At 67.2% G+C, this 9,071-nt stretch carries 15 protein-coding genes and 1 tRNA gene; 2 read left to right on the forward strand and 14 right to left on the reverse strand.

The features are described 5' to 3' along the window. Window positions 1-7: 7 nt before the first annotated feature. Both C461_RS07145 and mvk read right to left on the reverse strand, forming a co-directional pair. Complete coding sequence (locus C461_RS07145; RefSeq protein ID WP_007999924.1) at window positions 8-808, reverse strand: isopentenyl phosphate kinase; 801 nt, start codon at window positions 806-808, stop codon at window positions 8-10. Then, window positions 805-1,821 (reverse strand): mevalonate kinase, encoded by a 1,017-nt coding sequence (gene mvk / locus C461_RS07150; RefSeq protein ID WP_007999926.1) that lies wholly within the window; start codon window positions 1,819-1,821, stop codon window positions 805-807. Before mvk ends, C461_RS07145 begins: the two co-directional genes overlap by 4 nt. A gap of 127 nt (window positions 1,822-1,948) precedes the next feature. Between mvk and C461_RS07155 the strand changes: the two genes are divergently transcribed. Next, window positions 1,949-2,542 carry a mechanosensitive ion channel domain-containing protein gene (locus C461_RS07155; RefSeq protein ID WP_007999928.1) on the forward strand — a complete coding sequence of 198 codons (594 nt, stop codon included), beginning with the start codon at window positions 1,949-1,951 and terminating at the stop codon, window positions 2,540-2,542. A 25-nt stretch (window positions 2,543-2,567) separates the two neighbouring features. Further along, window positions 2,568-2,939, forward strand: a complete 372-nt coding sequence (locus C461_RS07160) for a DUF4870 domain-containing protein (protein ID WP_007999930.1) — start codon at window positions 2,568-2,570, stop codon at window positions 2,937-2,939. Between the two features lie 37 nt (window positions 2,940-2,976). Here the strand turns inward: C461_RS07160 and rpsB are convergent, their stop codons facing one another. The 12 genes from rpsB to C461_RS07220 form a co-directional block, all read right to left on the reverse strand. After that, entirely contained in the window at window positions 2,977-3,783 is an 807-nt protein-coding gene (rpsB, locus tag C461_RS07165) for a 30S ribosomal protein S2 (RefSeq protein WP_007999932.1), read from the reverse strand. Then, window positions 3,780-4,982 (reverse strand): phosphopyruvate hydratase, encoded by a 1,203-nt coding sequence (eno, locus tag C461_RS07170; RefSeq protein ID WP_007999935.1) that lies wholly within the window; start codon window positions 4,980-4,982, stop codon window positions 3,780-3,782. The genes rpsB and eno overlap by 4 nt, the downstream gene beginning before the upstream one ends. Next, entirely contained in the window at window positions 4,982-5,161 is a 180-nt protein-coding gene (locus C461_RS07175) for a DNA-directed RNA polymerase subunit K (RefSeq protein WP_007999936.1), read from the reverse strand. Before C461_RS07175 ends, eno begins: the two co-directional genes overlap by 1 nt. 2 nt (window positions 5,162-5,163) lie before the next feature. Next, window positions 5,164-5,358, reverse strand: a complete 195-nt coding sequence (locus tag C461_RS07180; RefSeq protein WP_007999938.1) for a DNA-directed RNA polymerase subunit N — start codon at window positions 5,356-5,358, stop codon at window positions 5,164-5,166. A 12-nt stretch (window positions 5,359-5,370) separates the two neighbouring features. Further along, window positions 5,371-5,769, reverse strand: coding sequence for a 30S ribosomal protein S9 (locus tag C461_RS07185; RefSeq protein WP_007999940.1), 399 nt, complete (start codon window positions 5,767-5,769; stop codon window positions 5,371-5,373). Further along, the gene (locus tag C461_RS07190) at window positions 5,763-6,212 is read right to left on the reverse strand and encodes a 50S ribosomal protein L13 (RefSeq protein ID WP_007999942.1); all 450 of its coding nucleotides are present in this window, start codon (window positions 6,210-6,212) and stop codon (window positions 5,763-5,765) included. Before C461_RS07190 ends, C461_RS07185 begins: the two co-directional genes overlap by 7 nt. Continuing rightward, window positions 6,209-6,562, reverse strand: coding sequence for a 50S ribosomal protein L18e (locus C461_RS07195; RefSeq protein WP_007999944.1), 354 nt, complete (start codon window positions 6,560-6,562; stop codon window positions 6,209-6,211). Before C461_RS07195 ends, C461_RS07190 begins: the two co-directional genes overlap by 4 nt. 39 nt (window positions 6,563-6,601) lie before the next feature. Then, window positions 6,602-6,686, reverse strand: a tRNA-Leu gene (locus tag C461_RS07200). 149 nt (window positions 6,687-6,835) lie between these two features. Continuing rightward, window positions 6,836-7,588 carry a DNA-directed RNA polymerase subunit D gene (locus C461_RS07205; RefSeq protein WP_007999946.1) on the reverse strand — a complete coding sequence of 251 codons (753 nt, stop codon included), beginning with the start codon at window positions 7,586-7,588 and terminating at the stop codon, window positions 6,836-6,838. A gap of 1 nt (window position 7,589) precedes the next feature. Next, on the reverse strand, window positions 7,590-7,979 hold the full coding sequence (locus C461_RS07210) for a 30S ribosomal protein S11 (protein ID WP_004046448.1): 390 nt from the start codon (window positions 7,977-7,979) through the stop codon (window positions 7,590-7,592). A gap of 6 nt (window positions 7,980-7,985) precedes the next feature. Next, on the reverse strand, window positions 7,986-8,513 hold the full coding sequence (locus C461_RS07215) for a 30S ribosomal protein S4 (protein WP_007999953.1): 528 nt from the start codon (window positions 8,511-8,513) through the stop codon (window positions 7,986-7,988). Beyond that, entirely contained in the window at window positions 8,510-9,034 is a 525-nt protein-coding gene (locus C461_RS07220; protein ID WP_007999954.1) for a 30S ribosomal protein S13, read from the reverse strand. The genes C461_RS07215 and C461_RS07220 overlap by 4 nt, the downstream gene beginning before the upstream one ends. Between the last annotated feature and the right edge of the window lie 37 nt (window positions 9,035-9,071).

Raw genomic sequence — 9,071 nt, forward strand, 5'->3', positions numbered from 1 at the left:
CCCTCGATCACTCGATCCGCGTTCCGGGGTCGCCGCCGCGCAAGAACGGCTCTAATCCCGCGGCGCCGAACACGTACGCCGGCGCCTCAAGCGCCAGTAGCTCCCTGACCTTCGCCGCCATCCCGCCGGAGACGTCGGTGGCGTCGCTCCCGCCGAGCGCGTCGGCGACCGCCTCGAACGAATCGATGGCCGGGATCACCTCGCCGCCCTCCGGCGCGTCGAGGACCCCCGGAACCGTCGAGCAGACGCCCACCCGCCGAGCGTCGAGCCCGGTCGCCAGTTCGACGACCAACTCGTCGCCGGAGACGACGGTGACTCCCTCGCCGGCGGTCGCCACGCCGTCGCCGTGGAGGACGGGAACGAATCCCTCGTCGAGCAGCGTCGCCGTCGAGGAGAGCGGCAGGTCGAGGGCGCCGCCGGGGCCGTCCGGGCGCGCCGACAGCGAGAGCGGGTGTACCGGCACCGCGGACACGTCCCGATCGTGCAGTCGCGAGAGGACGCGCTCGTTCAACGTCGTCATCGCGCCGTGGATGTCCATCACGGCCCTCGCGTCGCTGGTCCCAGCCGTCGTCGAGACGCCGTGCTCGCTGGCGTGGTGGTGCCCGAAGCTGCCGCCGCCGTGGACGATCACGAGCCGGTCGACGGCGCCGTCCGACACGGCGGCCGCGATCGCGTCGCAGGCTGCGTCGAGCGCGGCTGCGTCGAGCGTCTCCGGCCGGTCCTTCTCCGTGATCAGGCTCCCGCCGAGTTTGAGCACGACCGGCGGATTCGCGGGCCCGCCACCGGTGCCCGCCGCGTCGCCCGTCACGACTCGACCACCCGGACGCCCTCGGTCGCTAACTCAGCGCGAAACGCCTCATCACAGCCCTGCGTGAACGAGAGCGCCGTCTCGGTCGCGTCGCTCGCGTCGAGCGCGACGATACACCCGCCGCCGCCCGCGCCGGTGAGCTTCGCCCCGTGCGCTCCGGCGTCGCGGGCGGCCCACACCATCGAGTCCAACGAGCGCGCCGAGACGCCGAGCGCGGAGAGCAACCCGTGGTTGAAATCCATCAGTTCGCCGAGCTCCGCGAGGAGTTCGCGTTGCGGGTCCGCCCCGGGAGCCGAGTCGGACAGCAGTTCCTCACCGGTCCGGACGATGTCGCCGATCGATTCCACGGTGTCGGCGGCGAACCCGTACTCCTCGCGCAGTTCGCCGACGCCGGCCACCAGCTCCCCGGTGTCGCCGGCGCCGCCGTCGAAGCCGACGACGAACGGGAGGTTCGGCGCCTCGATCGGTTCGCAGTCGTCCCCCTCGACCCGTACCGCCCCGCCCATGGTCGAACAGAACGTGTCCGCTCGGGACGCCTGTCCGTCCTGTACCTCGAACTCGGCGCGGTAGGCGCGGTCCGCCAACTCCCTGCGGTCCAACTGGACGCCGAGCGCGCGCGTCGCCGCGTCGATCCCCGCGACGACGACGGCGGCGGACGATCCGAGTCCGGCGCCGAGCGGAATCTCGCTTTCGACGGTGATGTCGAAACCGGCGTCCGGCGCGTCGGCGGCCGCTCGGGCCTCCCGAACCGCGGCGTCGACGTAGCCCATCGCGGCCTCGACGAGCGGCGTCGGCACGTCCACGTCGGGACGGTTGCCGGTTCCGCCGGAGTACTCGACGGTGAACCCGTCGAGCGAGAGGTCTTCGGCCTCGACGCGGACGTGATCGTCAGATCGCGGCTCGGCGGTCACCGTGGCGCGGCGCTCGATGGCCGCCGGCACGGCCGGCTCGCCGTAGACGACGGCGTGTTCGCCGAAGAGGTACACCTTCCCCGGCGCTTCACAGACGGTCATACCACTCCTCTCTTCCCGGGGGCTTACAGGCGTTGCGCTTGCTGGGTCGTCGACGACGATCGATCACGGACCGGCGAGCCCCACCGCCCCCGCCACCTTTTCACCGCCGCCCGCCGTCGTGCGCGCCATGACGACGCTCCCGTCGCTGTTGACACGCTCGCTCACGAACTTCCTCGAGAGTCTGGCGGTCGCGATACCGCGGCTGCTCTCGGGGCTGGTCTTTCTCACGCTGGCGTACGTGACGGTGCGAGTCGTCCTCTCGGTGGTCCGGGGCTCCATCAATAGGTTGTACGTCGGCGACCGCGAACTCGTGGGCGACCTCCTCGTCACCCTCGTGTCCATTTTCCTGTGGTTCGGCGTCGCGCTGACGTTCCTGAAGGTGATCGGGATGGGCGATATCGCGGCGAGTCTCGGTACCGCCGTCGGCTTCATCGCACTGGGCGTCTCCTACGCGCTCTCGGAGATGATCGAGGACACGGTAGCGGGCGTTTACCTCCTTCGCGATCCCGACTTCAACCCGGGGTACCGCGTCGAAGCGAAGGGCGTGACCGGAACGGTCGCCGCGATCGAACTCCGGAAGACCCGCATCGACGCCGACGACGGCGACCGCGTCGTGCTCGCGAACCGGGAGATCGAGTCGCGGTGGACCCACGACGTGCCCGCGAAGCCCGGGACCGAAGACGACGCCCGAGATACTCAGAACACCCAAGCTAACAGTTAACTATCCACAGTCGGATCTCAGAGTCATGTCCTCCGCTTCCGAAGGCGCTGAGCGCACCGAAAACGCCCCGGCCACCGAGAGTGGACCGTCCGGCGGAAACACCTCGATGGCCGCGATCACGCATATCCTCGCGCTGTTCACGTGGCTTATCGGGCCGCTCGTCGTCCTCCTCGTCAGCGACGACGAGTTCGTGAAAGCCAACGCCCGAACGGCGATCAACTGGCAGATCTGGCTCACGATCTACTCGGTGATCGCCGGGGTCCTGATCCTCGTCGGCATCGGGCTGCTGATCCTCCCGCTGCTCGGGCTGCTCGATCTCGTCTTCGTCGTCATCGCCGCGGTGAAGGCGTCTAACGGCGAAGTGTGGAGCTACCCGCTCACCATCGATCTGTTGTAGTCCGTAGAAAAGTCGAACTCGACGTCGAACGGCCGTGTTACAGCTCGTCCTCGAAGTCGTCGAGGGCGAACACGGTGTCGGTGCCGCGGCGGTCGAGCGTCTCGTTGGCGAGCAGCCAGTAGACGACCGACAGGGCGCGACGACCCTTGTTGTTCGTCGGGATGACCAGGTCGACGTTCGACAGCTGGTTGTTGGAGTCGCACATCGCGATGACCGGGATGCCGACGGTGATGGCCTCCTTGACGGCCTGTGCGTCACCGATCGGGTCGGTCACCACGACGACGTCCGGCTCGATGTAGCCGGCGTAATCGGGGTTCGTCAGCGTGCCGGGGATGAACCGTCCCGTGCGGGCGCGGGCGCCGATGGCGTCCGCGAACTTCTCGGCCGGGAACCGGCCGTACTGCCGCGAGGACGTGACGAGGATCTGCTCGGGGTTGTAGTTCGAGAGGAAGTCCGCGGCGGTGCGGATACGCTGGTCCGTCGTGCTCACGTCGAGCACGTACAGGCCGTCGTCGCGGACGCGGTGGATGAACCGCTCCATGTCCGCCGTCTTCTGCTGGGTCCCGATGTGGACACCCGCAGAGAGGTAGTCCTCGACGGGGATGAGCAGGTCGACGTCGTCGTCCGGCATGACGTCGTCGTCGAACGGGGAGGCCTCCTCGTCGGCCTCCTCGTCGCCGTCCGTCTCCTCGCCGGCGGCGGTCTCGGCGTCGGCGGGCGCCGCGTTGGCGTCCGCGTCGGCGGTCGGTTCCTCGGTCGTGTCGGCCTCCTCCTCGACCGCCGCGTCGACCGCCTCGGTCTCCGCGTCGTCGTCGAGTTCGACCGCGTCGTTATCTTCCGTCATACTGCGTCGTCCGCGATGCGGACTAGTTCGTTCAGCTTGGCAGTTCGCTCGCCGCCGACCGTCCCGGTCTTGATGTACCCGGCGTCGGTCGCCACGGCGAGGTGTGCGATGGTCGTGTCTTCGGTCTCGCCCGACCGGTGTGAGATGACCGTCTCGTACCCGTTCCGAGCGGCGAGTTCGACCGCGTCGAACGCGTCCGACAGCGTCCCGATCTGGTTCGGCTTGATCAGGATGCTGTTGGCCGCGCCGACGTCGATCCCCTCTTGGAGCCGCTCGACGTTGGTGACGAACAGGTCGTCACCGCAGATCAGCGTCCGGTCGCCGACCCGGTCGGTCAGCTCCGCGAACGCCTCGTAGTCGTTCTCATCGAGCGGGTCTTCGACGTACGCGAGATCGTACTCGTCGACGAGTCCGGCGACGTACTCGACCTGTTCGTCGGTCGATTTCGTCTCGTCGCCGTACACGTACGCGTCCTCGTCGTCGTCGTACAGCTCCGCGGCGGCCATGTCGAGCCCGAATCGGATCTCGAAGCCGACCTCGTCCGCGACGCGGTCGACCGCCTCCTCGACGACCTCGAACGCCTCTGCGTCGGAGATCGGGGGCGCCCACGCGCCCTCGTCGCCCTTCGCCGCGGGCACGCCGCGCTCGTCGAGCACGTCCGCGACTGCCGCGTGGACCGCGGCGTTCGCGAAGACGGCCTCCGAGACGCTCGGTGCGCCGACGGGTGCCGCGAGGAACTCCTGGATGTGGGTCGCCTCCTTGGCGTGTTCCCCGCCGCCGACGACGTTGCCGAGCGGGATCGGGAAGTTCTCGCCGCGGAACGCGCCACCGAGATGCTGGTACAGCGGGGCACCGAGCACGTCGGCCGCGGCCTTCGCGGCGGCCATCGAGATGGCGACGGCGCTGTTGGCGCCGATCGCGGAGAAGTCGTCCGTCCCGTCGGCCGCCCGAAGGGCGTTGTCGACGGAGCGCTGATCGCCCGCGTACAACCCTTCGAGACGAGGAACCGCGTGTTCTCTGGCCTTTGCGATGGACTCGCCGGCCGGTAGTTCGATCGCCTCGTACTCGCCGGTCGACGCCCCGCTGGGCGCGGCGCCGCGGCCGAAGCCGCCGGACTCGGTGAGCACGTCGGCCTCGACGGTGGCGTTTCCGCGGGAGTCGAGCACGCGTCGCAGCGAGATGCTGGTGATTCGTGTCATTAGTTGGATTCCCTCCGGACGGTAAAGGGGAGCGCACCCGCGTCGTACTCCTCGGCGGCGACGAGGATGGGCTCCGTCTGGTTCGTCTCGATCAGCACGGGTGCCCCGTAGGACACCTGCAGCGCTCGCGCGCCGAGGATCCGTGCTTTCTCGTATCGATTGTATCGCTGTCTTGACATTGTTACTGGTACGGTGAGACGACGTCCACGAGGTCGCGGTGACTGATCAGCATCCGGCGACAGCAGTGCCGGTCGACGCCGAGGTCGTCGAGCACTTCGCCCGGGTCCTCGTCGCCCTCGCGGGCGCGCTCTTTGAACGCTTCCCAGTGTTCACCAACGACGTTACCGCACGTGAAACACCGGACGGGGATCATCATGACTGGATCACCTCAGCGGTAGGACTTCTGGTAACGAGCACGCGCACCCGGTCCGCCCCACTTCTTGGGTTCGGACTGGCGAACGTCGTTGACCAGCAGCGTGCGGTCGAAGTTCATGTACGCGTCGCGCAGCTCGGCGTCGCCGAGGTGCTGGACGAGACCGCGCGCGATGGCGGTCCGGGCCGCGTCGGCCTGGCCGCTGAAGCCGCCGCCCTCGACGTTGATGTCGATGTCGACGCCGTCGCGGAGCTCCTCGCCCGCGATGCGGAACGGCTCCAGCATCTTGAGCCGTGCCTGCTCCGGTTCCACCAGCTCGACTGGCTGGGAGTTGATGCGAACGCGACCGGCGCCGTCGCGCACGGTGGCGCGGGCGACGGCCGTCTTCTTCTTGCCTGAGGTGTTAGTTACCATGTGACGTTGGCTCCCAGAGACTCGGAGATGTCTCCGAGCGTCGTGAATTTGATGTTCGAGAGGCGGTCGAGCGAAGTGCCGTCGAGGACGACACTCTCGGTGTCCTCGTCGCGCTCGTAGGGGTTCCCGACGTACACGCGTACGTTCGCGAACGCCTCGCGACCGTCCTCCGTCTTGTACGGCAGCATGCCGCGGATGGCACGCTTGAAGATGCGGTCGGGCCGTTTGGGGTAGTACGGGCCGCTGTCGGAGCCGAGCTCCGCACGGGTGTGGTACGTCTCCATCGTCGCTTCTTCGTTGCCGGTGATAACCGCGCGCTCGGCGTTGACGACGGCGACCGTCTCCCCACCGAGGACGCGCTGGGCGACCTCCGAGGAGACGCGACCGAGGATGCAGTCACGGGCGTCGACGACGACGTCCGCGTCGATTTTTGCGAGACTCATCGGATCACCCGGACGTTGCTGCCTTCGGGGTTCTGTTCGACGAACTGTTCAAGCGACACCGCTTCGCCGGCCTGGTCGATCTTCGTGCGGGCGGTGCCCGAGAAGTCGACGGCGGCGACGGTGACGTTCTTTTCGAGCACACCGCTGCCCAGCACCTTGCCGGGGACGACGACCGTCTCGTCTTCCTGAGCGTACCGTTCGATGCGACCCAGGTTGACCTCAGCGTGCGTGCGCCGTGGCTTCTCGAGTCGGTCGGCGACATCCTGCCACACGTTGGCACCGGAGTCACGCGAGACCGACTTCAGATCGGCGATGAGGTTCTGTAGTTTCGGATTCGTCTTGCTACTCATAGCTGTCCCTCCTGTGTGGAGAGTTTCTGAAAAACGGAGTGCAGGGAGCAGGATTTGAACCTGCGGACCTCTACAGGACAGCGCCCTGAACGCTGCGCCGTTGGCCTGACTTGGCTATCCCTGCGTGCACTCCTGAGTAATCCGGTCCCCTTCAAACCACTTTCGGTCCCGCTGTCGGCGAGACGACCCGACGCGACGTCGGGTCGGACTGCGGCGCCGCGGCTGCGAACAGGGGCGAGCGCCGGACGAGTGGTCTGAAGGTCCGTCATTACGTTATACTGCGACTTTCGTCTGTAGTTCGTCCGCGCGCTCCTCGATGGAGTCGATCGCGCGGAGCAGCAGTTCTTCGACGCTGAACGAGCCGTCCGTCTCGATGTGGAAGACGAAGGCTCCGGGGACGTCCTCGACGCTGACTTCCTTCCCGGGGAACTTCTCCGAGAGGTCGTTGTCGAACTCGTCGGTGAGCACGATCTCTCCTTCGGGCGTCTCGATGACCCCGCGGAGGATTCGCGGCTCGTCCTCGTCGAACTCGCCGAGGTCGCCCTCGACGGTGACGCGCTGAAGGTGGCGGTAGCCGACGGAGACGCCGCCCTGGTGTTTGGCGTGCTCCTTTCCGGAGTCGAGCACCGCGGTGGCCTCGAACTCCAGCCGCTGTCCCTCCTTCAGCTCGATGATCGGGACGTTGTCGTCGGCGACTTCGACGAGCGGGTCTGCGCTCTCGATGTCGCCGGAGTACGCCGTTGCCGGACCTTCGACGTCGAGCGCGAGTGTGACCTCGTCGCCGATTTCGAAGTCGTCCAGCGGCGTCGTCAGGGGGATGAGCCCCAGACGGAGGCCGATCATCTCGTCGAACATGACGGAGGAGTTCTCGACGAAATTGACCGTGTCGATCGAGAACGTCGGGACGTCGGCGATCATCGCGCGGCGGATGCCGTTCGCGAACGCCGGCGTGAGCCCACGGATCAGTACCCGCGCGCTCCGTTCGTCCCGTTCGACGTACTCAACGTCGAAATCTGCTTCCGTCATGTCAGACTCGCTTGTTCTTGGGCGCCTTCGTCCCGTCGTGCGGGATGGGCGTGACGTCCTCGATCCGGCCGATTTCGACGCCGGCGCGCGAAAGCGCGCGGATCGTCGCCTGCGCACCGGGACCGGTGGACTTGTTCAGGTTGCCGCCGGGGCCGCGCACGCGAACGTGCACGCCCTCCAGGCCGGCGTCCTTGACGCGCTCGGCGACGACTTCCGCCATCTGCATGGCGGCGTACGGCGACGCCTCGTCGCGGTTCTGCTTCACCACGGTGCCACCGGACGACTTGGCGATCGTCTCGGCGCCCGTCTCGTCGGTGACCGTGATGAGCGTGTTGTTGAACGATGCGTACACGTGGGCGATGCCCCACTTTCCGTCCTCGGATTCACTCATGGTTGGTTACTCCTGTGACTCCGCGCGCTCGGGGTGGAGATCGTCCGCGAGCGGGCTCGTCTCGTCGAAGGCGATGGCGCCTTCGTCGTCCACGTCGACTTTCACCGAGGGGCGCGTGACGCGCGCTCCGTTGACGGTGATGTGGCCGTGAACGATGAACTGGCGGGCCTGCTGAGTCGAGGACGCGAACCCCTGCCGGTAGGCGACCGTCTGAAGACGGCGCTCGAGCAGGTCGGTCACGTCCAGCGAGAGGACCGCCGAGATGTCGTCGTTGTCGCCGAGAATGCCGATGCGACGGAGTCGCGTAACGAACTCCGCGCCGGCTTCCTGTGCGACGTCGACGTCACCCTGGGCCTCGCCGAGCAGGCGCCGCGCCTCGCGACGCATGCTGCGCAGCTCGGACTGAGCGCGCCAGAACTCCTCTTTGTTCTTGAGACCGTACCGAGAGAGGAGATCGGACTCCTCGGCGATCCGCTCGCCCTGGTACGGGTGGTTCGGCGTCTCGTAGCCCTTCGTGTTCTTGCCGGTGCTCATTCCTCGTCACCCGCTGCTTCGTCTTCCGCCATCTCCTCGCGGATCTCCTCGACGTTGACGCCGATGGTGCCCTCGGACCGACCCGTGGACTTCGTGCGCTGGCCGCGTACCTTCTGGCCGCGCTTGTGGCGAACGCCTTTGTACGATTCGATGACCTTCATCCGGTTGATGTCGTGGCGGCGCTTCTCGTTGACGTCGGTGCCGACGAGGTGCGTCGTCTCTCCGGAGTAGAAGTCGTTCTGTCGGTTCGTCATCCACGACGGGACGTGGTCTTCGAGGTTCTCGGCGATGTCGACCACCGCGTCGATGTCACCCTCGTCGAGGAGGCCGAACGTGGCGTTTTTGTCCACGTTTGCCTTCTCGGCGACCAGCCGCGCCGTGCGCGTGCCGATGCCGTCGAGTTCGGACAGGCTTCGCTCGACCGTCTTCGTCCCGTCGAGGTCAGCGCCCCCGATACGGACGAAGTACTGGAGGTCTTCTTCCTCCTCCGGCGAGTCGTCCTGTGATTCTTCCGTGCTCATGTGTTGGTTGTGGTGAGCCCTACCGGCGCGAATCCGG

It is taken from the genome of Halorubrum aidingense JCM 13560 (assembly GCF_000336995.1).
Lineage (GTDB): Archaea > Halobacteriota > Halobacteria > Halobacteriales > Haloferacaceae > Halorubrum > Halorubrum aidingense.

What these genes read in the sequence shown, in the direction of transcription:
- mvk (WP_007999926.1), bottom strand. Translation starts at nt 1,821, where the DNA reads ATGACCGTCTGTGAAGCGCCGGGGAAGGTGTACCTCTTCGGCGAACAC.
- C461_RS07210 (WP_004046448.1), bottom strand. Translation starts at nt 7,979, where the DNA reads ATGAGTGAATCCGAGGACGGAAAGTGGGGCATCGCCCACGTGTACGCA.
- C461_RS07195 (WP_007999944.1), bottom strand. Translation starts at nt 6,562, where the DNA reads ATGAGTAGCAAGACGAATCCGAAACTACAGAACCTCATCGCCGATCTG.
- C461_RS07190 (WP_007999942.1), bottom strand. Translation starts at nt 6,212, where the DNA reads ATGAGTCTCGCAAAAATCGACGCGGACGTCGTCGTCGACGCCCGTGAC.
- C461_RS07160 (WP_007999930.1), top strand. Translation starts at nt 2,568, where the DNA reads ATGTCCTCCGCTTCCGAAGGCGCTGAGCGCACCGAAAACGCCCCGGCC.
- C461_RS07185 (WP_007999940.1), bottom strand. Translation starts at nt 5,769, where the DNA reads ATGGTAACTAACACCTCAGGCAAGAAGAAGACGGCCGTCGCCCGCGCC.
- eno (WP_007999935.1), bottom strand. Translation starts at nt 4,982, where the DNA reads ATGACACGAATCACCAGCATCTCGCTGCGACGCGTGCTCGACTCCCGC.
- C461_RS07220 (WP_007999954.1), bottom strand. Translation starts at nt 9,034, where the DNA reads ATGAGCACGGAAGAATCACAGGACGACTCGCCGGAGGAGGAAGAAGAC.
- C461_RS07180 (WP_007999938.1), bottom strand. Translation starts at nt 5,358, where the DNA reads ATGATGATCCCCGTCCGGTGTTTCACGTGCGGTAACGTCGTTGGTGAA.
- rpsB (WP_007999932.1), bottom strand. Translation starts at nt 3,783, where the DNA reads ATGACGGAAGATAACGACGCGGTCGAACTCGACGACGACGCGGAGACC.
- C461_RS07215 (WP_007999953.1), bottom strand. Translation starts at nt 8,513, where the DNA reads ATGAGCACCGGCAAGAACACGAAGGGCTACGAGACGCCGAACCACCCG.
- C461_RS07175 (WP_007999936.1), bottom strand. Translation starts at nt 5,161, where the DNA reads ATGTCAAGACAGCGATACAATCGATACGAGAAAGCACGGATCCTCGGC.
- C461_RS07205 (WP_007999946.1), bottom strand. Translation starts at nt 7,588, where the DNA reads ATGACGGAAGCAGATTTCGACGTTGAGTACGTCGAACGGGACGAACGG.
- C461_RS07155 (WP_007999928.1), top strand. Translation starts at nt 1,949, where the DNA reads ATGACGACGCTCCCGTCGCTGTTGACACGCTCGCTCACGAACTTCCTC.